This is a genomic window from Methylomarinum sp. Ch1-1 (assembly GCF_030717995.2).
Lineage (GTDB): Bacteria > Pseudomonadota > Gammaproteobacteria > Methylococcales > Methylomonadaceae > Methylomarinum > Methylomarinum roseum.
In genome coordinates, this window is sequence record NZ_CP157743.1 from 1,947,047 (window position 1) to 1,966,046 (window position 19,000).

Genomic DNA, 19,000 nt, shown 5'->3' on the forward strand with positions numbered 1-19,000 from the left:
AGGAATTGCTGCCGTTTTTCAGCGTATTTGACGTTTTTATTTCGAAGCAAAAGAAAGGGAGCGGAACAGGGAGGAATGTCAGAGAACATCAGCAATGGCCGAATGCTTACTTCGCAAGTCAGGGCTTTTCACACTGATTGACACCCACGGGCAAGCGAGCCGATCCCGATGAGGAAACTATCAACTGGAGAGCCGAGTGCGGGAGAACCAGATGATCGGTTCGGAGGTAGAGGAATGATGATTCCCACGCATGGCGCGGGAATCAACCTACGGAAACTATTCACACTCAAGTCCTAATCAATATAAGCAGCGCCATAGGAGGTGGGTTGCTTGAAATCTTGCCAAACATATTCAGGTTGAATAAGACTTTCAGTAGGCAGTGGGCTGGATAAAATGTCGAAGATGCCGGATGCGGTTCTGCCCAGCGTATCCAGTGTTCCCATGATCAAGCCGCCGGTGCTTCCGACCACGGCATTGGTCTTTTCGCTGGCATTGACAATATTTTTGGGAACCTCGCCCAGGCCGGTAAATAGATTGGCGGTGCCTCTTGTGAATTTCTCAGCAACTTGAGATGTATAGTTGTCATCGGCCTGGATGGCGGGAGTATAGGCACTAATCGTGAGTGTGCACAGCAAAAAAACATGGGGAAGTTTACGCATCACCTTTTCTCCTTCATATTAAATAATATCGAAACGCTACTGGATAATATAACAAGGTATAGCCTGCGTCAAAGGAGTCTAGCCAGAATATTTCGTAGTTATTCAGTGGACTTTTATCAGAGGGAGTCGATTATTGATTCATCGGGCTGTCTGCAACAGGCAGATTTTTGCAAAATCTGCATTTCCATCGTCCCTGACGGTCTACTTCACCGGTTCCCGACCAAACTGAATCTGATGAAATTTAAGGATGAGATGTAGTGAATGAATATGACTAATATCACAAATTGGTTGACCGCGAAAAAAAAACAGCGTAGATATGTGAAAACCATAGAATAAGATCGCAGGATATCTAAGCATATCTTAACAACAGCAGAGGTGGACTATGGATATAACAGGATTGGTGATTTTTTTAGCAATTGGCGCCGTAGCAGGCTGGTTGGCTGGGATTTTAATGAAAGGTGGTGGTTTTGGTCTGCTCGGCAATATCGTGGTCGGCATTATAGGCGCCGTGGTTGGGGGCTTTGTATTTGGGTTACTTGGTATCTCTGCGGGAGGGCTAATTGGCTCAATCGTTACAGCCACTGTGGGTGCTGCCTTATTGTTATTTATTGTCAAAATTATTAAAAAGGCATAATGCAAACCTGCTGCCAGGTCTTGCAATACAGCAGTCATAATCAATTGCTTCGTTGAACTTTCGATAGATACGGCGCACTGTATCCACCTTATCTCGCGTTGCCCCGGCGTAGTTAATTCTGTCCCCCGGGGCAAGTGTGTGGGCTCCAATTGGGATTTGTTATGAACATTTGCTGGATGGGTCGGCCAGCTTGCTGCTCATGACGCTGAATGAACTTTTTTGGAATGTCGAAATTGCTGGCTCAGATTCAGGCTCGTAGAGTAAAAAAGGTTAAGTTCCGTGGTGGGGGCGTTTTATCGTCAAATATAATTCCATCCAATTTACACCGGGAACTTAACCTTAATAATCCCTTTATGCTACTGATATGTATGCAATGCCTTTTCTTAAGGTAGCGGTTTAGACTCATCTCCTCTCTGTTTCCTACGCTACCCAGTCGTCCTTGATGGGCGCCTCCAATCATTTCGAGATCGTCGATGACGACGGATAATATCATCCGATCCGGCCACAGAATAGCCGGCCTACAGATAAACAACAGCAATTCCCACTTTGGCGTTCAAAAAGGGCATGGGGTGTGTTTGGCGAGGATGTCGGCAGCAAGGATGCGGCCGTCAAGCCCCCAGGGATGGGTTTACCCAGCACCTAAATTCCATGGCTACTGGACTATATTTTACATTCCAGCATAATTTAGGTGCTGGGTGAACGGCGCTCCTCGACAGACACACCCCATGCCCTAAACCCTGCAAAAATACTCAAACTGAGAATTGCTGGATAAACAAGGCAATGATGCCTAGCCCGCAGCTATGAGTCATAATCGTAAGTTTGTAAATTTTTTTGACGCGATTCGAACCTGTTCGTTATAGTGATAAGTCGATTGTCGAGTCGATACCCCAAATTATTCTTCGACTCATTACTGAAGGAGAAATACTGTATGCGCATAAAACCGGAAAAAGCTCACGAACCCCTAACGGATGCTAACTTAACAAGCGCTTCAACGTCGAGTTTGCTGTAATAAAGGAGATAACAATGGATATTCTTGCCGGTGATTTCCAAGGAGGCTTGAGCCAGGGCAGTAGCTTGTTCAACGGCCTCATGGATGCTTTAGCCAGTCAAATACGGGGCACGAACTTTCGCCTGAGTGTCGATGAAACTGTACAAATAGACGGCATCTCCAGTTTCGTTGAAGGCGTGCTCGATAAAAGCGGCGGCCAGCAAGTCGAACATCTTTACATCTTAGATCATGGTTATGAAATTGCCGGAGCCGGCTACAAAGCCACGCTAGACGGTAAAATCGGCGCAGGGCGAAACTGGAGCCGGGTCCAGGTGGAGTTCGGCTCGACCAAGCTAGGTCATTCCAACTTCAGAGTGTACCAACCGCAATTGCAAAAATTACAGAAAGTCCTCGGTCGAGGCAGTCATGTTGTCTTCCTGAATTGCTCGGTAGGAAAGGATGCTGCCCTACTATCGCGTCTGGCGACGCTGTGGCAATGCTCGGTTTCTGGCCCTACCGCATTGCAGGCGGCGGGGGAACTGATCAACATGCTTAATCTTAAGGATGGCATGTGGACGACCGCGCATCCCGGTAAGAATATCCGGCAGACGCGAACCCATCCGGTCTGGGGCACGAGTTTTTAATGAATGTCAGTTCATCGAGTCCAGATGCCTAGCGACGGCGAAGCGTGTCGCTCGCGATCGGATCCGACAACTTGTGTAGAGGTCAACTAAAAATGGGCGCTTGGTTAAGCGACCTTGAGTAAAGCCATGGCTTTATAGTCGTTTGGGGCGCTGGCCTTTAAACGAACTCATCGATCAGACTTTGCTGCATTTTCTGGTCGGTTTGCAGCAGTTTGACGGCCGCTTGACTTTCTTGTTCCGCCTCTTTCAGGCTAAGTACCGGTTTGAATAATTCATCGCTGGCGAAGTCGTCGGCGCCGCCGACTTCCTCTTTTTGCACCGGCAGCGTGGCAATCGTATGAGCGGCCTCGTTGGCTTTTTGTTGAGAATGGCTAATCAGGTTCAGGGCGCTAGTGGCTGGATTGATGTTCATGATGATCTCCACTGGGTTTGTCTTTATTCTATGTCCGATTGGACCGTGCTGACAAGAAGGCATTCCGGGCCAATTGGCGGAACTGAGAGGAAGTTCAATGAAAACGAGGGCTTTTGGCGAAGCCCCCGCAGAAGATGAGCTTATTTTTTGACGTACAGGTCGGTAATCGTGCCGGTGACCATTTCCGCGGCGAACGCGAATGTCTCCGACAGCGTCGGATGGGCGTGTATCGTCAAGCCGATATCCTCGGCATCGGCGCCCATTTCCAGGGCCAGCACCGCTTCGGCGAGCAGTTCGCCGGCATTCGGGCCGACGATGCCGGCGCCCAGCAGGCGACCGGTTTCTTTATCGCATAAGACCTTGGTGACGCCTTCGTTGCGGCCCAGGCTCAAGGATCGACCGCTAGCCGCCCATGGGAATGCGCCTTTTTCGTATTCGATGCCTTGTTTCTTGGCTTGATTTTCCGTCAGTCCCATCCAGGCCACTTCCGGGTCGGTATAGGCGACGGACGGTATCGTCAGAGCATCGAAGCCGGCCTTGTGGCCGCTGATGACTTCGGCGGCAATTTTGCCTTCGTGGCTAGCCTTGTGTGCCAACATCGGGTTGCCGACGATGTCGCCGATCGCGAAGATATGGTCGACATTGGTGCGCAGTTGTTTGTCGACCGGGATGAAACCGGCTTCATCGACCTCGATGCCGGCTTTGTCGGCATCGAGCAGGTTGCCGTTCGGTTTGCGGCCGACCGCAACCAGCACTTTGTCGAACACCTCGCTGTCCGGGGCCTTGTCGCCTTCGAAGCTGACTTTCAGGCCTTCGTCGGTGGCCTCGATGGATTGAACCCGGGTTTTCAGCCAGATATTGTCATATTGTTTCTTAATTCGCTTATGCAGCGGAGTGACCAGATCTTTATCGCAGCCGGGAATGATTTGGTCCATCAGTTCCACGACGCTGATTTTCGAGCCTAAGGCGTGATAAACGGTGGCCATTTCCAGGCCGATGATGCCGCCGCCGACGATCAGCAGTTTTTCCGGAATATCTTCCAGCGCCAAGGCGTCGGTGGAGTCCATCAGGCGCGGGTCGTCGTTGGGGAAGGTCGGAATTTGGGTCGGATGCGATCCGGCGGCGATGATGGCGTTGTCGAACTGGACGGTCTGCACGCCATTGTCGCCTTGAACTTCCAGGGTATTGGCCGAGGTGAATTTGCCGACTCCCTGTAATTGGGTGATTTTGCGTTGTTTAATCAGTTGCGCCAGCCCCTTGTTAAGGGACTGGGTGACGCTTTCCTTCCAGCTGCGGATCTTGTCCAGATCCAGCTCTGGTTTGCCGAAGCTGACGCCATGGGCCTCGAATGCTTCCGCCTCATGAATGACTTGGGCGATATGCAATAGGGCCTTGGAAGGGATGCAGCCGACATTTAGACAGACGCCGCCCAGGACCGGATACTTTTCCACTAGCACCACTTTCTTGCCCAGATCGGCGGCGCGAAAGGCGGCTGTGTAGCCGCCCGGCCCTCCACCCAATACTAGAACTTCTGCGTTGATTGTTGATTCGGCAGGCATATTCTTTCTCCCTTTACCTTAAAGTAACAGACGGCGTATATCGCCCAGATAAGACTTGATCGCTTCCATGAAGCGGGCGCCTTCGGCGCCGTCGATAATGCGATGATCATAGGTCAAATCGAGGGGCAACATCAATCTTGGCTCAAAGTCTTCGCCATTCCAAACCGGTTGCATTTTTGCTCGGGTTACGCCCAATATCGCCACTTCCGGAGCGTTGACGATCGGGGTGAAGGCGGTGCCGCCTATGCCGCCGAGGCTGGAAATGGTCATGCAACCGCCTTGCATGTCGGCCGGCATCAGTTTGCCTTGTCTGGCCAGCTCGCTTTTTTCGGATAATTCCTTAGACAATTGAAAGATGCCTTTCTTGTCGACATCGCGCAGTACCGGCACTACCAGGCCGTTAGGGGTGTCGACGGCGATACCGATATTGACGTAATGCTTGAAGATCTGTTTCTGGCCATCGGCGGACAGTGAGCTGTTGAACGACGGATATTGCGCCATCGCCGAAGCCAGCGCCTTGATGATGAAAACCAGGCCGGTCAGTTTGATTTCACTGTTTTTGTCGGCATTGGTGGCTTTGCGGAACGCTTCCAATTCGCTGATGTCAGCCTCGTCATGGTAGGTCACCATCGGTAGGTTCAGCCAGACTCGGCTCATGTTCTGGCCGGTCAAGCGTTTGATTTTGTTCAGCGGTTTTTCTTCCACTTCGCCGAATTGGGAAAAATCCACCGCCGGGATCGCGGGAATGCCGGCTCCGCCTGGCGCGGCGCCTGAACTCATGGCCTGTTTGACGAAGTTTTTGATGTCGTCTTTCAGGATGCGGCCCTTACGGCCGCTGCCGCTGGGGATTTGATTAATATCGACGCCCAGTTCGCGGGCGAAGAGTCTGACGCTGGGCGTCGCGTGCGCTTTAGGGCCGGCGCTGACAGCTTCCTCCGCCGGCGCTGGAGCTGGAGCCGGAGCTGGAGCCGGAGCAGGTTTCGCGGGTTCGGTTTCGACTTTCTCGGGTGCGGCTTTTTCCGCCGGGACTTCGGCCTCAGCAGGCTCGACTTTAGCTTCCTCTTTCGGCTCTTCGGCAACTTCCGTCGCAGAAAGCGTCGCAATCAACGTACCCTCGTTGACCTTGTCTCCCACTTTAATGTGGACTTCTTCCACTTTACCGGCGGCGCTGGAGGGAAGGTCCATCGTCGCCTTGTCGGTTTCCAGCACCGCGACGGTTTGCTCAACTTCAATTACATCACCGGGCTGGATCGTGACCTCGATGACGTCAATATCGGCGACGTTCCCCAGGTCTGGTACTTTTATCTCTATTGATGCCATTTAATATTCCTTCCGTTATCTTAACCAGGGTGAGGCGACTTCAGGGTCGATGTTGTATTTTGCGATCGCCACATCCAGTTTAGCGGCTTCAAATTCACCTTTTTGCACCAGGCTATACAGTGCGGCAACGGTAATATGATAACGATCGACCTCAAAGAAACTACGCAGATTCTCACGGGTATCGGAGCGACCGAAGCCGTCGGTGCCGAGCACCAGATACGATTCCTTGAGATAAGGGCGGATCTGTTCGGCAAAGGCGCGCATATAATCGGATGCTGCGATGACCGGGCCTTTGGCTTTCTCTAGGCAAGCGCTGACATGCGGAGTGCGTGGTTTCTCGCTAGGGTGTAGGCGGTTCCAGCGTTCACAGCTTTGACCGTCGCGGGCCAGTTCGGTGAAACTTGGACAGCTCCACAAATCGGCTTCGACCTTCCAGTCTTCGCGCAGCAGTTTGGCCGCTTCGATGACTTCGGTGAATATCGTGCCCGAACCCAGCAATTGCACTCGGGGCTTAGTGCGTGAATTAGCGCCTTTTGCAAACGCATACATGCCCTTGAGAATATCGTCGGCCGCGCCTTCCGGCATCGCCGGATGCTCGTAATTCTCATTCATCAGGGTGATGTAGTAGAAGATATCTTCCTGATTGACATACATGCGTTGCAGGCCATCATGAATGATCACGGCCAGTTCGTAGGAGAAGGTCGGATCATAGCTGTAACAGTTAGGCACGGTCGCGGCGATCAGATGACTGTGGCCGTCTTCGTGTTGCAAGCCTTCGCCGTTCAGCGTCGTGCGGCCCGCAGTGCCACCCAGCAGGAAGCCTCGCGTACGCTGGTCGGCCGCGGCCCAGATCAGGTCGCCGACGCGTTGGAAACCGAACATCGAGTAATAGATGAAGAACGGAATCATCGGCACGCCATGGGTGGAGTAGGCGGTGCCCGCGGCAATCCAGTCGCACAGGCCGCCGGCTTCGTTGATGCCTTCTTGCAGGACCTGACCGTTTTTGTCCTCTTTGTAGAACAATAATTGCTCGGCGTCCTGCGGGGTATACAGCTGGCCGACTTGCGACCAGATGCCCAGTTGCCTGAACATGCCTTCCATGCCGAAGGTGCGCGATTCATCGGGCACGATCGGCACGATGCGTTTGCCGATTTGTTTGTCTTTCGTCAATTGGTTCAGAATACGGACAAACGCCATCGTCGTGGAAATTTCATGGCCTTCGCCGGTGCCGCTCAGCATCGCATTAAAGGTGTCCAGCGCCGGAATCTCCAGCGGGTAGGACTTGGTGCGGCGCGCGGGCAGAAAACCGCCCAATTCAACGCGGCGCTCGCGCATATATTTCAGTTCTTCCGAATCTTCCGGCAAACGGATATAGGGCAGGTCGTTCAATGCTTCATCGCTGACCGGTAACTGGTAGCGGTCGCGGATATGCTTGATCGACTCCATGCTCATTTTTTTCTGTTGATGGCTGGTATTCTGAGCCTGGCCGGACTCGCCCATGCCGTAACCTTTAATGGTTTTTGCCAGAATCACGGTCGGTTGGCCCTTATGGTTGACCGCGGCGTGATAGGCGGCGAATACCTTTAATGGGTCATGGCCGCCGCGGTTCAGTTCCCAAATGTCCCGGTCGGTGTAATCGGCGACCAAAGCCTGTAATTCCGGCGTGTTGAAGAATTTTTCCCGGACGTAGGCGCCGTCCTTGGATTTGAAAGTTTGATAATCGCCGTCCACGCATTCCATCATGCGTTTAGCGATCAGCCCGTCTTTGTCGCGGGCCAGCAGCGCGTCCCAGCGACGTCCCCAGACCACCTTGATGACGTTCCAGTTGGCGCCGCGGAAACCGCCTTCCAATTCCTGAATGATCTTGCCGTTGCCGCGCACCGGGCCGTCCAGGCGTTGCAGGTTACAGTTAATGACGAAAACCAGGTTGTCGAGTTTTTCGCGACCGGCCATGCCTATTGCGCCTAATGTTTCCGGCTCATCGCATTCGCCGTCGCCGAGGAAGGCCCAGACCTTACGGCCTTCGGTTTTGGCCAAACCGCGATTTTGCATATAGTGCATGAAGCGAGCCTGATAAATCGCCATGATCGGCCCCAGACCCATCGAAACCGTCGGGAACTGCCAGAAATCAGGCATCAGCCAAGGGTGAGGATAAGAGGATAGGCCGTTGCCGTTGACTTCCTGGCGGAAGTTATCCATCTGTTCTTCGCTTAAACGACCGAGTAAAAAGGCTTGTGCATAGGTGCCGGGCGCCGAATGACCCTGGCTGAAAATCAAGTCTCCACCATGATGATCGGACGGGGCATGCCAGAAATGATGTTGTCCAACATCGTATAGGGTGACGGCGGAGGCAAAACTGGCGATGTGCCCGCCGACGTTAGTGTTTTTATTGGCTCTCAGCACCATCATCATTGCATTCCAGCGCACATAGGAACGGATTGTGCGTTCGATATCGGTGTTGCCGGGATATTTGGGCTGTTGGGGGATGGGGATGGTATTGACGTAAGGGGTAGTGGCGCTGAAAGGGATATCGGTGCCGGCTTTGCGGGCTGCAGTCACCAGTGTTTCGATCAGAAAACTGGCGCGCTCACTGCCTTCATGTTCGATGACTGACTCCAGCGCTTCCACCCATTCATGGGTTTCTTCGGGGTCAATGTCAATTTTACCGATGATGTCGGAGTTTAAACTTTTATTCATCACAAATGCCTAGTGAAAATCAGTGGATATATTGATTTAATCGCACAATTGTAACTGTTCAGCGGTTTTTTTGGAAATGCGCGACTGCAAGGCTTGCCGTTTATACGCCGGTTTTTCTTTCCAGTCCATGATTTTGACGAGCTAGTTAGCTGAATCACAACAGTTTATTGTGATTGCGCAGAATTGTGTCGGAACAATAATTAGTTTGTAGGATGGTATCGTTATCGGTTTAGTCGACGAACTACAGTGATGTGAAAAGAACGTTACTTTCAATAATCTGAGTGCGGGTTAAGAAACCGCTCTGTATCGGATAGCCCTTCCAGAAGACGCCGTTCACCCAGCACCTAAATAAACGAAGATGATTTATCGCAGCCATTAGCCTATGGAATTTAGGTGCTGGGTAAACCCATCCCTGGGGCTTGACGGCAGCATCCTTGCTGCCGACATCCTCGCCAAACACACCCCATGCCCTTTTTGAATGCCAAAGTGGGAATTGCTGTTATTCAACCCGTCCCGAACGTTTTGGTTTTTAGCTTTGGCGTAAGATTAAAAGATTCAGAAGATGTTTCCTTCAATAAAATAGTACGATAAAGCAGTAACAGGGAGTTGGCTAATCGTTGTTGTTTACAAAGCTTCGGGTGAAACAACTATATCGAGGTCTTGATTTGCGCGTTATAATCAGGATAAAACACGAGTAATTAAGCACCATGGCTAGAGTCGCATCGTTGTTGCAAATATTGTTGTGGGTTTTGATGGCGGAGCAGGCTCAGGCTTTGCCACAGAAAGACTATGTCTATCGGGACGGGGCGGAAAGCTACCATTATAGCGTGGCGCCGACCGGTGAGAATTATACCTTTAAATTCGAAGGTTTTCCGCAAGATAGCGTGGCCAAATTGGCGGCCGGCTATCAGCTGTTGCGAGAAATCTACCAGGACGATTCGATCCATAGACGTTACAGTCAACATTATATTCGCGAACGGGCCCGCTGTTATGTTTTTGACAGCCGCTTTTACACCTATTCTTTGTGTTTTCTTCCCAACGATTTCAATCGCAATGAAAGCGAACGTTTTTGGGGATTCGTGACCCGAATGCCCAATGCCATGTGGTTGGCGTCGCGAATTTTATTGCCTGTAGCATTGGGTTTCGCGTTATTTTTTTATTGGGCGAATAGCAAAAAGCTCAGATAGTCAGGGTGGCCGAACCTGACTGTTGTATGATCGTAACTATTCAGTATCTTTCAGGGGTTTAGGCAGCCGGTCATTGATTTCTCGGGTCGCGTTCACCCAGCACCTAAAAAAACGGCGATTATAAATCATAGCCAATAGTCTATGGTATTTAGGTGCTGGGTGAATAGATCCCTGGCAGCTAACAGCATCCTGTTGCAGACAGCCCGATAAATCAATAATCGACTCCCTCTGTTAAAAGTACGCTGAATAATGACGTATGATCAATCTTTCAACCGTTAACTCTTCAAGGTGTCGGATATGAATGCAAAACAACGGGTCGCGGAACGCGCGGCAACCTTTGTCAGCGAAGGGATGGTGGTAGGATTAGGAACCGGCTCCACGGCCGATTATTTCATTCAGGCCTTGGCCGAGCTTCACCGCGAGGGCATGCCGTTTACCACGGTTTCAAGCTCCGTCGTCAGCCAGATTAAAGCCCATGACTTGGGCTTGCCGTCCATTTCTTTGGATCAGGTGACGACCGTGGATCTCTATGTCGACGGCGCCGATGAAGTAAGCCCCGATATAACCTTGTTAAAGGGGCAGGGCGCCGATTTGGTGCGAGAAAAATTATTGGCTAAGGCCAGCCGGCATTTTCTGGTGCTGGTCGATGAAAGCAAACTGGTCCGGAGTATCGGTCAGAATTTTGCGATTCCGATCGAGGTCATGCCGTTTGCCTGGCGCATGGTCAAGACGCAGCTGGAAGTGCTAGGCGGTCAGGGCGACTTGCGGCGCATAGCGGGTAAGGACAACTTGATGATCAGTTCCCATGGCAGCCTAATACTCGATATGGTTTTCCCGGATGAGTTGGATGTCGCGACGCTCAATGAGCGCTTGAATGCGATACCGGGGGTGGTGGAACACGGTATTTTCAAAAATTTGGCCAACGCCGTGTTTCTCGGCGTCGCCGGCGGAGTCGAGGAGCGTTGGGCCGACAACGGCGATGAAGCTTCGTGATATCGGCGACGCCGTGGTTTTTTGGCTGCTCCGTAGTCATTGCGATGTCATAAAACGTGCGTAGCATGAGTGTTTTAACAAAAAGTTCGCATCTGCTTTGTAACGGCAATTCTCAGTTTGAGCGTTTTGGCGGTGTTTAGGGCCTGGGGCGTGTCTTGAAGGTTAATAGGATATGAGCTGCAACAGGATCGTAACCATGCAAATTTATTTTGGGGTGCTTACATTCATTTTGCCATTTTAGTAATCAGATTATTAACAGCATGAATACAATTTATAAAGCCCACCCCTGGCATGGCATCGAAGTCGGCCGGGAAGCGCCTGAGGTCGTTACCGCCTTCATCGAGATTGTACCCTCCGATACGGTAAAATATGAAATCGATAAAGAAAGCGGCTTTTTGAAAGTCGATCGGCCGCAAAAGTTTTCCAATGCGATTCCCACGCTCTATGGCTTTATTCCTCAGACTTATTGCGGAGAAAAAGTTGCCGACTTTGCCTCGCTGAAGACCGGGAAAGCGATTGCTGGCGGCGATAAAGATCCTCTCGATATCTGTGTACTGAGCGAGCGCAGCTTGATGCATGGCAATATTATTCTGGAGGCGATTCCGATCGGCGGCTTTCGCCTGCTGGACAAGGGCGAAGCGGACGACAAAATCATCGCGGTGATGAAAGGCGATGAATTCCATGAACAATGGCATGAATTATCCGATTGTCCGGAATCCTATGTTAATCGGCTTAAACATTATTTTTTAACCTATAAAAATCTTCCTGGGGAGAAGAGCACTTGTGAAATTGCCAGTGTGTACTGTCGCGCCGAAGCCCATGAGGTGATCGTCAGGGCGATCGAAGATTACCAAAACCTGACGCTATCCCGAAGAAGAGTCTAAATTGAAGGCTTGCCGTCGTTTTCGTCCATTGCCTTGTTCTCGTTTGCTTCGCTACAATGATGGGTCGACTTTTCAGGATTTTATACGATGTTTGAGTTATACCTCGATAGCGCCGATGTTCGACAGATAAGACGTTTTAATGATTGTTTGCCTTTGCGAGGCGTCACCACGAATCCTTCGATACTGGCGAGTTCGGGAATCGGGGTGAGTCGGTTGTTGGCCGAGTTGAGTGAGGTGTTAGGGCGCGATGCGCGATTTCACGTCCAGGTGGTCAGCGGCAGCGTCGACGACATGATCACGGAGGCCAGGCAACTCAATGATCTGCCCTATGACGTGGTGGTCAAGGTGCCGGCGACTGAAATTGGCTTGGCGGCGATCAAGCGTATCAAGGCGGACAAGATTCCTTTGTTGGCGACGGCCATTTATTCGCTACAGCAAGGTTTTCTCGCAGCCTTATCGGGCGCCGATTATCTGGCGCCTTATGTGAACCGCATCGATACGCTGGGCGTAGATGGCGTCGGCGTCGTGGCGGATATGCAATCGCTGTTGAACAACCACGGCTTGGAAAGCAAAATTCTGGCAGCCAGTTTCAAAAGCACCCAGCAGGCGATGGCGGTGATCAAGCAGGGCGTCGCCGCGATTACCTTGCCGTTGGATGTGGCCGGTCAAATGTTGGCTCATCCGGCCGTGCCGCCGGCGGTGGAACAGTTCAATCGAGATTGGCGGGAAGCATTCGGCGACAAGCATTCCTTCGAAAGCTGATCGGGATCGCTAATTTCTTCGCAGGTGCTCGCATTCCCTAATAGCATTATTTCTGCGGACCGAAGCTTTGCTCAACTTTGTCGGAGGCGCGGGGCGTGCCTGTCGAGGAACGCCGTTCACCCAGCACCTAAATTATCCTGGAATGTAAAATGAGTCCAAAAGCCATGGAATTTAGGCGCTGGGTAAACCCCTCCATGGGGGCTTGACGGCAGCTCCTTGCTGCCGACATCCTCGTCAAGCACACCGCGCGTCTCCTGAATATCAGTTTTTTCGCTCCAATAGAGGTCGTGGTAGGGTGTTCGCTGGCTTGAGCCGCGGATGTGGGAGGCAGGAGCCGACCCCAAGCGCACAGGGATGTGTTTACAGCGTCCCGTGGGGCAAGTTAGCGGACGCCCGCATTCCTTAACGAGTTTTTTTATCCCGAACTGAAGTAAATTATGTGTTAATTTAATCGTTATCGACATGAAAGCTGTGGAGACGCAGGAGTGAACGGATGACCAAATTAATCACCGGCGCCACTGGACAGATCGGCTCGGAGTTGCTTCCGGCGTTGGCCGATCTTTACGGCGCCGACAATATCATCGCGGTCGGGCACCGCAGAAAGCCCGATGCATCGCTGCAGGCCGCTCATTATTACAGCCTGGACATACGGGACAAGGCCGCGCTGCAGGATATTGTCGTCAAGCACCGGGTCGACGGCATTTTTCATCTGGCGGCTTTGTTGTCCGCCGTCGCCGAAGCTCATCCGCAAAACGCCTGGAACATCAACATGAACGGGTTGCTCAATGTGCTGGAAACGGCGAAGCAATATCAGTGTTCTGTCTTCTTCCCCAGCTCGATCGGCGCCTTCGGTCCACAAACTCCCAAAGACAATACGCCTCAGGATACGATACAACGCCCCAATACCATCTATGGCATTAGCAAGGTTTCCGGCGAATTATTGTGTGATTATTATCGTCAACGCTACGGAGTCGATGCGCGCGGTCTGCGTTTTCCGGGACTGATTTCCTATAAAACCCCGCCCGGCGGCGGCACCACCGATTATGCCGTGGAAATATTCGCTGCGGCGCTGGAAGATGGACATTATCAATGTTTTTTAACGGCGGACACTCGGCTGGACATGATGTATATGCCGGACGCCATAGCCGCCATCATCAAGCTGATGCAAGCCGAGCCCGGCCGTTTGCTGCATGCTAACGCCTTCAATGTTACCGCGATGAGTTTTACGCCGGCTGAGTTGGCGGCGGAAATCAACAAGCATATTCCGGAGTTTACCATCAGTTACCAGATCGATCCGGTGCGTCAAGGCATTGCCGATTCCTGGCCGGCGCATATCGACGATAGCGCGGCCCGTCAGGAATGGGGCTGGCGGCCTCAATATGATCTACCGACCATGGTAGGCGATATGCTTGCACACCTGAGGGGGAAATGATGAGCGCTGAAAAATTATTACCGATACTGCATCAGCATGTGGAAAGCTTGAAGGCGCAAGGCATCGCCAAGAGCCGGGAAAGCATTATCGCGGCCTTTATTGCCGGCGAGAACGGTTTGGGGCCCAGAGTCGAATTGCAAGACCATCCCGGCCGGAAATTTTTAAGGATGAATTCCAATTCTTATTTAGGTCTAGGCAGACACCGGCAAGTCATCGCCGCCGAGAGCGGAGCCGTGGAGCGTTATGGCGCCGGCCCCGGCGCAGTGCGCTTCATCAGCGGCACCTTCCGGCCCCATGTCGAGCTGGAACAAAGGCTGGCGGATTTTCATGGCCGTGAAGCCGGAATGCTGTTCAGCGCCGCCTATGCGGCGATGATCGGTGTGTTGCCGGCGCTGATCGATGAAAACACGCTGGTCGTTAGCGACGAATTGAATCATAACTGCATCATCAAGGCTTTGCGTCTGGCCAAGTTGGGGCAAAAGGCCGTTTATCCACATCTGGATATGGCGGCGTTGGAACGAATACTGATTGAAAACAAGGGACGGTTTAAGCGGGTTTGCGTTGTCAGTGACGGCGTATTCAGCATGCGCGGGGATCATGCGCCGCTGGATCAAATCGACCACTGTTGCCAAAGTCATCAGCATGGCTATGAGCAGGGTGTCATCACGGTGATCGATGATTCCCATGGCGTCGGCGCCTTTGGCCTCCAGGGGCGGGGCACAGAAGAAGTCACAGGAGCCCGCGCCGACATATTGGTCGCCACGCTGGGCAAGGCGTTCGGCATCAACGGCGGTTATGTGGTCGCAAGCGAGGGCGTGATCGATTATCTGCGGGAAACGGCAGCCTCGTACATTTATTCCAATCCAATTACGCCGGCCGAAGCCGCGGCGGCTCTGGCTGCGGTCGACATCATCGACAGCGAAGAGGGTGGACGGTTATTGCAGTCGCTACGCAGTATGACGGCTAGGCTCAGAAGCGGCATCGTTCAGGCCGGTTTTGCAACGCTGCCGGGGGAACATCCTGTTGTGCCGATCCTGATCCGGGATACCGCCAAGACGAGTGCATTGGTGCAACATTTGTTTGCCCGCGATATTCTGGTTACCGGTTTGAATTATCCGGTGGTCGCCAAGGGAGAGCAGGAAATCAGAGTACAGGTCTGTGCCGAACATACGATTAAGGACATCGGTTACTTTGTGGCCGCGCTACAGGATTTTTCTGGAGGCTAAGTCGTAAAGCGGACAAAACGCTCATGCTAGCGCGTTAATGTGACAAGGATATGAAAAAAGTACCTTTATTGTTTCTTGATGGGAAATAAATATGTTAATAATGACACTATTGTTTGTCTTTCTGTATCAGGTTATAGTTTGCACGACTTAATTTTAAAACTGAAACTTAACCGGAGATCACTCATGAGTGAATTAAAAAAAGATATTTTAGTCGGATTGTTATTTATTGTTGGTGTGTTCGTTTTTATGGCGGGTGAATTTATTGTTTCGACACTGGTTTTTGCAACGGCGGCCATTTTCAGCAACATCCACTTTAATCTTAAACAAAACGGCTGATAAGCCAAGCCGTTAGTGAGTTGGTAACGCTTTCCTGTTACGCGTTTAATAAAAATAATAGGAATTTCTGAGAGTTGCGATGGAAGGAGGGCGTTTTATGCTTTCACTCCGCTCGCGTTAAGCCATATCACGCCAGAAAATTCTCTAGCGCAATCGTGCTGAGGGGATGCCTGGCCGCTTCCAATTTATCTTCATCGGTGTTGTAGCCCCAATCGGCGAAAAACAACTTTATCTGTTGCAGTCTGTCGTTTTGCAGGACTTTTAACAAAGTAGGCAAGCGGTCTTCGACGAAATAAAGCCTTTGTTGCTGATGCTGTTGCTGCAGGGCGGTTAAAACTTCCTCTTTACTCATTTTTCGGTCCAGACCGAAGATTCGACTTTTGGCTAGGCTAATATGGTTGGCAGAGAGGATTTCACTGACAAAACGTTCCTGTTTGGTAGTGATGATATACCAGACGCCTTGTGTCGACAGGCGTTGCAATTTTTCCGCGATGCCGGAGAACAGCGGATTCATGTTAACCCATTCATCAGGCGACTCTTTAATCCATTGATCCCTGACTGCGCCAAACAGTTGTTTCAAATTAGCACTGCTCAGCCGATATTGCATCAGGAGCTGTTGTTTTTTGTTCGGAAAGTCGGCAAGTATGGCGTTGACGCTGTCGCCGTTGAACAAAAGCCGCATGACCAGAATGGCCTCATAACCGGTTTCGATGATCGGCCGAACCGAGCGAAATTGCTCGACCCGTTCAGGTGTGGGCAAAGGCGTCGTCATGTCATCCCAAATATGGGTTGCGGCTTTCCAGCCGGCGATGCCGGTTTCTATTGCACTGTCACAGATGACGCCGTCAAAATCCAAGGCATAAATTACGGGTTGTTCCATGATGAGGGACGGTTTGGCTTGTCATTAAAATTGCGATTATAGCATTGGACTGAGGTCTAAATGGTTTCGATCAGAAAGTTTTCAAACACGACAACAGAGTGAGCGTTGATTTGATATTGTCGTTGCGCAAGGGATCTTTGTTCCGCTCTCGGGACGATGTCCTGCGGCGATGGACGTGAAGTGTCCACCGACAGAGACCATTGCCGTCCATCGATGACAGGCAAGGTAGCGTCGTGTTGTTGATCCGACATGTTCATGACGATATGCAGGTCGGGCTCTTTAGGGTCTAGCGCGCCAACGGTAAAGGCCAGAATCTGTGATTCATGATCATGCCAATCCGGTGTCTTGTCGGCGTTTAATCCGCTCCAGCTGATGTCGGCTATCTCACGATTTTTGAGTTTTTGGCCGGTGAAAAAGTGACGTCGCATCAGCGCCGGATGTCTTTTTCTCAGCTTGATCATCAATTGCACGAAACGCACCATATTGGCATTTTTTTCCGCCATGCTCCAATCCAGCCATGCCAGCTCATTATCCTGACAATAACCATTATTGTTGCCCTGTTGGCTATGCAGAAATTCATCGCCGGCCAGCAGCATCGGCACGCCCTGGCTCAACAACAAGATCGCGAACACATTTTTTGCTTGTTGTTTACGTAACGCCAGAACTTTCGGATCATCGGTTTCCCCTTCGATGCCGCAATTCGAGCTCAGGTTGTGGTTGCAGCCGTCACGATTATGCTCGCCGTTGGCTAAATTGTGTTTTTCCTGATAGCTGAATAAGTCGTTCAGGGTAAAGCCGTCATGACAGGTGACAAAATTAATACTGCTGATGGGCAGGCGTTCCTGGCTTTGGTAAAGATCGCTGCTGCCGCATACCCGGGTGGCGACTTCTCTGATCAGTCCTTTATCGCCGCGGACAAACTGGCGGATGATATCGCGGTAGATGCCATTCCATTCGGCCCAGCGATATCCGGGGAAACAGCCGACTTGATACAGTCCGGTTGCATCCCAGGCTTCGGCGATCAATTTGGTTTTAGCCAGCTGTTCCGATAATTCGATGCCCCAGACGATCGGCGGATCCTGTAATACCGAGCCGTCTTCGCCGCGCGACAGGGCGCTGGCCAAATCGAAGCGGAAGCCGTCGACATGCATGTCTCTGACCCAGTACTCCAAGCAACTGATGATGAAGCGGGAGACCAAGGGATGATTGGCGTTGACGGTATTGCCGCATCCGGTATAGTCGTGGAAGATGCTTTTGTCGACTTTGTCGATCAGATAAAAGCTGTTGCCGGCAATGCCTTTGAAATTGATCATCGGTCCGTTGGCGCCGCCTTCCGAGGTATGGTTGAACACCACATCCATGATCACGCCGATGCCCGCCTTATGCAATGCCTTGATCAGGTCGCGGAATTCCCGTTGATGGGTGCCTTGTCCGGGCGTCGAGCAATAGCCCGGATGGGGACTGAAAAAACTATGGGTGCTGTAGCCCCAATAGTTTTTCAGGCCGAGTTCGGCGGTGTGCTCGGGGACATCCTGTTCGTCAAAGGCCATCACCGGCAATAGTTCGACATGGGTGATGCCTAACTCTTTCAAATAAGGGATTTTCTCGATCAGTCCGGCAAAAGTGCCGGGGTTTTTGACGTTGGCCGAGGGGTGGCGGGTAAAGCCGCCGACATGCAATTCGTAAATAATGGCTTTTTCGCTGCGTATGGCCAAGGGTTTATCGCCTTCCCAATCATAGGCTTCATTCACCACGACGTTGCGCATCGAGCAATGGCCATTATCGCCGGGCAGGCAGGCTGCCGTGCGGTCCCAGTGTTTATCGCTGACGGCCCGCGCCCAAGGGTCGAGCAAGTGCTTTTCCTTGTCAAAAACCAGGCCAGTATGCTTGGTGTCGGTAGGCCCGTTGATCCGCCAGGTATACCAAGTGCCAGCAGGCAGGTGTTTAACAAAAACATGCCAGGAAAAGAAGGTGCGGTTTTTATCCTTTTTGAGCTCGATAGTCTGAAAAGGCTTATTGCAGTCTTCGGTCCGAAATAGTAATAATTCCACTTCCTCGGCATGACGGCTGAAAATAGAGAAATTCACTCCGCCATCATGCAGTTTGGCGCCATGTGGATAGGGGCTGCCGGGCTTAATTTTAAATTCGATATCTTGCATGTTCTGCCAGGGAAGTTGTCGAAACAGGAAATTTTACTGCAAAAATGTAAGCAAATGCTTATTTTTTTACCATACGTTGTATGCGCGTTGACAAATGTGTTGCAATTTTTTTGCCATCGGCTCTTGGCTGCGATAAATACCTTGCATTAATGATCTTCAGCAGGTAGAGTTTTAGCAAATTCAGATAAACCTAAGCTGAATTCCGCATGGCATTATTGCTCAGCTGGG

The 19,000-nt window shown here is 51.4% G+C and carries 16 protein-coding genes; 9 read left to right on the forward strand and 7 right to left on the reverse strand.

What is annotated here, in order from left to right:
• Positions 1-293: 293 nt before the first annotated feature.
• On the reverse strand, positions 294-659 hold the full coding sequence (locus Q9L42_RS09185; RefSeq protein WP_305908740.1) for an exosortase system-associated protein, TIGR04073 family: 366 nt from the start codon (positions 657-659) through the stop codon (positions 294-296).
• Between the two features lie 382 nt (positions 660-1,041).
• Between Q9L42_RS09185 and Q9L42_RS09190 the strand changes: the two genes are divergently transcribed.
• Together Q9L42_RS09190 and Q9L42_RS09195 are read left to right on the forward strand one after the other, a co-directional pair.
• A complete protein-coding gene (locus tag Q9L42_RS09190) occupies positions 1,042-1,293 on the forward strand; it encodes a GlsB/YeaQ/YmgE family stress response membrane protein (protein WP_305908739.1) in 252 nt (83 codons plus the stop codon).
• A 1,023-nt stretch (positions 1,294-2,316) separates the two neighbouring features.
• Positions 2,317-2,925 (forward strand): hypothetical protein, encoded by a 609-nt coding sequence (locus Q9L42_RS09195; RefSeq protein ID WP_305908738.1) that lies wholly within the window; start codon positions 2,317-2,319, stop codon positions 2,923-2,925.
• Positions 2,926-3,082: 157 nt separating this feature from the next.
• Here Q9L42_RS09195 and Q9L42_RS09200 read toward each other — a convergent pair whose 3' ends face one another.
• The 4 genes from Q9L42_RS09200 to aceE form a co-directional block, all read right to left on the reverse strand.
• Positions 3,083-3,337: a hypothetical protein gene (locus Q9L42_RS09200; RefSeq protein WP_305908737.1), complete on the reverse strand. Its 255-nt coding sequence runs from the start codon at positions 3,335-3,337 to the stop codon at positions 3,083-3,085.
• Between the two features lie 140 nt (positions 3,338-3,477).
• Positions 3,478-4,896, reverse strand: coding sequence for a dihydrolipoyl dehydrogenase (gene lpdA, locus Q9L42_RS09205; protein WP_305908736.1), 1,419 nt, complete (start codon positions 4,894-4,896; stop codon positions 3,478-3,480).
• 18 nt (positions 4,897-4,914) lie between these two features.
• Entirely contained in the window at positions 4,915-6,216 is a 1,302-nt protein-coding gene (locus Q9L42_RS09210; protein WP_305908735.1) for a dihydrolipoyllysine-residue acetyltransferase, read from the reverse strand.
• A 15-nt stretch (positions 6,217-6,231) separates the two neighbouring features.
• Complete coding sequence (gene aceE, locus Q9L42_RS09215; protein ID WP_349432665.1) at positions 6,232-8,913, reverse strand: pyruvate dehydrogenase (acetyl-transferring), homodimeric type; 2,682 nt, start codon at positions 8,911-8,913, stop codon at positions 6,232-6,234.
• A 707-nt stretch (positions 8,914-9,620) separates the two neighbouring features.
• Between aceE and Q9L42_RS09220 the strand changes: the two genes are divergently transcribed.
• The 7 genes from Q9L42_RS09220 (at position 9,621) to Q9L42_RS09250 (ending at position 15,733) form a co-directional block, all read left to right on the forward strand.
• Complete coding sequence (locus Q9L42_RS09220) at positions 9,621-10,100, forward strand: hypothetical protein (protein WP_305908734.1); 480 nt, start codon at positions 9,621-9,623, stop codon at positions 10,098-10,100.
• A gap of 297 nt (positions 10,101-10,397) precedes the next feature.
• Positions 10,398-11,093: a ribose-5-phosphate isomerase RpiA gene (gene rpiA / locus Q9L42_RS09225; RefSeq protein WP_305908733.1), complete on the forward strand. Its 696-nt coding sequence runs from the start codon at positions 10,398-10,400 to the stop codon at positions 11,091-11,093.
• A 260-nt stretch (positions 11,094-11,353) separates the two neighbouring features.
• Positions 11,354-11,977 (forward strand): inorganic pyrophosphatase, encoded by a 624-nt coding sequence (locus tag Q9L42_RS09230; protein ID WP_305908732.1) that lies wholly within the window; start codon positions 11,354-11,356, stop codon positions 11,975-11,977.
• An 87-nt stretch (positions 11,978-12,064) separates the two neighbouring features.
• Positions 12,065-12,739, forward strand: a complete 675-nt coding sequence (locus tag Q9L42_RS09235) for a transaldolase family protein (protein ID WP_305908731.1) — start codon at positions 12,065-12,067, stop codon at positions 12,737-12,739.
• A 493-nt stretch (positions 12,740-13,232) separates the two neighbouring features.
• The gene (locus Q9L42_RS09240; RefSeq protein WP_305908730.1) at positions 13,233-14,171 is read left to right on the forward strand and encodes an NAD-dependent epimerase/dehydratase family protein; all 939 of its coding nucleotides are present in this window, start codon (positions 13,233-13,235) and stop codon (positions 14,169-14,171) included.
• Positions 14,171-15,397 carry an aminotransferase class I/II-fold pyridoxal phosphate-dependent enzyme gene (locus tag Q9L42_RS09245; RefSeq protein WP_305908729.1) on the forward strand — a complete coding sequence of 409 codons (1,227 nt, stop codon included), beginning with the start codon at positions 14,171-14,173 and terminating at the stop codon, positions 15,395-15,397. The genes Q9L42_RS09240 and Q9L42_RS09245 overlap by 1 nt, the downstream gene beginning before the upstream one ends.
• A 183-nt stretch (positions 15,398-15,580) precedes the next feature.
• The gene (locus Q9L42_RS09250; RefSeq protein ID WP_305908728.1) at positions 15,581-15,733 is read left to right on the forward strand and encodes a hypothetical protein; all 153 of its coding nucleotides are present in this window, start codon (positions 15,581-15,583) and stop codon (positions 15,731-15,733) included.
• Positions 15,734-15,860: 127 nt separating this feature from the next.
• On the opposite strand, the gene Q9L42_RS09255 is transcribed toward Q9L42_RS09250, so the two are convergent.
• The gene (locus tag Q9L42_RS09255) at positions 15,861-16,613 is read right to left on the reverse strand and encodes an HAD family hydrolase (RefSeq protein ID WP_305908727.1); all 753 of its coding nucleotides are present in this window, start codon (positions 16,611-16,613) and stop codon (positions 15,861-15,863) included.
• Between the two features lie 56 nt (positions 16,614-16,669).
• Positions 16,670-18,772, reverse strand: coding sequence for a glycogen debranching protein GlgX (gene glgX, locus Q9L42_RS09260; RefSeq protein ID WP_305908726.1), 2,103 nt, complete (start codon positions 18,770-18,772; stop codon positions 16,670-16,672).
• Between the last annotated feature and the right edge of the window lie 228 nt (positions 18,773-19,000).

Bases quoted from the DNA above. Each gene is read 5' to 3' on its own strand.
- Q9L42_RS09185 (WP_305908740.1), bottom strand. From the start codon at position 659: ATGCGTAAACTTCCCCATGTTTTTTTGCTGTGCACACTCACGATTAGT.
- Q9L42_RS09190 (WP_305908739.1), top strand. From the start codon at position 1,042: ATGGATATAACAGGATTGGTGATTTTTTTAGCAATTGGCGCCGTAGCA.
- Q9L42_RS09195 (WP_305908738.1), top strand. From the start codon at position 2,317: ATGGATATTCTTGCCGGTGATTTCCAAGGAGGCTTGAGCCAGGGCAGT.
- Q9L42_RS09200 (WP_305908737.1), bottom strand. From the start codon at position 3,337: ATGAACATCAATCCAGCCACTAGCGCCCTGAACCTGATTAGCCATTCT.
- lpdA (WP_305908736.1), bottom strand. From the start codon at position 4,896: ATGCCTGCCGAATCAACAATCAACGCAGAAGTTCTAGTATTGGGTGGA.
- Q9L42_RS09210 (WP_305908735.1), bottom strand. From the start codon at position 6,216: ATGGCATCAATAGAGATAAAAGTACCAGACCTGGGGAACGTCGCCGAT.
- aceE (WP_349432665.1), bottom strand. From the start codon at position 8,913: ATGAATAAAAGTTTAAACTCCGACATCATCGGTAAAATTGACATTGAC.
- Q9L42_RS09220 (WP_305908734.1), top strand. From the start codon at position 9,621: ATGGCTAGAGTCGCATCGTTGTTGCAAATATTGTTGTGGGTTTTGATG.
- rpiA (WP_305908733.1), top strand. From the start codon at position 10,398: ATGAATGCAAAACAACGGGTCGCGGAACGCGCGGCAACCTTTGTCAGC.
- Q9L42_RS09230 (WP_305908732.1), top strand. From the start codon at position 11,354: ATGAATACAATTTATAAAGCCCACCCCTGGCATGGCATCGAAGTCGGC.
- Q9L42_RS09235 (WP_305908731.1), top strand. From the start codon at position 12,065: ATGTTTGAGTTATACCTCGATAGCGCCGATGTTCGACAGATAAGACGT.
- Q9L42_RS09240 (WP_305908730.1), top strand. From the start codon at position 13,233: ATGACCAAATTAATCACCGGCGCCACTGGACAGATCGGCTCGGAGTTG.
- Q9L42_RS09245 (WP_305908729.1), top strand. From the start codon at position 14,171: ATGAGCGCTGAAAAATTATTACCGATACTGCATCAGCATGTGGAAAGC.
- Q9L42_RS09250 (WP_305908728.1), top strand. From the start codon at position 15,581: ATGAGTGAATTAAAAAAAGATATTTTAGTCGGATTGTTATTTATTGTT.
- Q9L42_RS09255 (WP_305908727.1), bottom strand. From the start codon at position 16,613: ATGGAACAACCCGTAATTTATGCCTTGGATTTTGACGGCGTCATCTGT.
- glgX (WP_305908726.1), bottom strand. From the start codon at position 18,772: ATGCAAGATATCGAATTTAAAATTAAGCCCGGCAGCCCCTATCCACAT.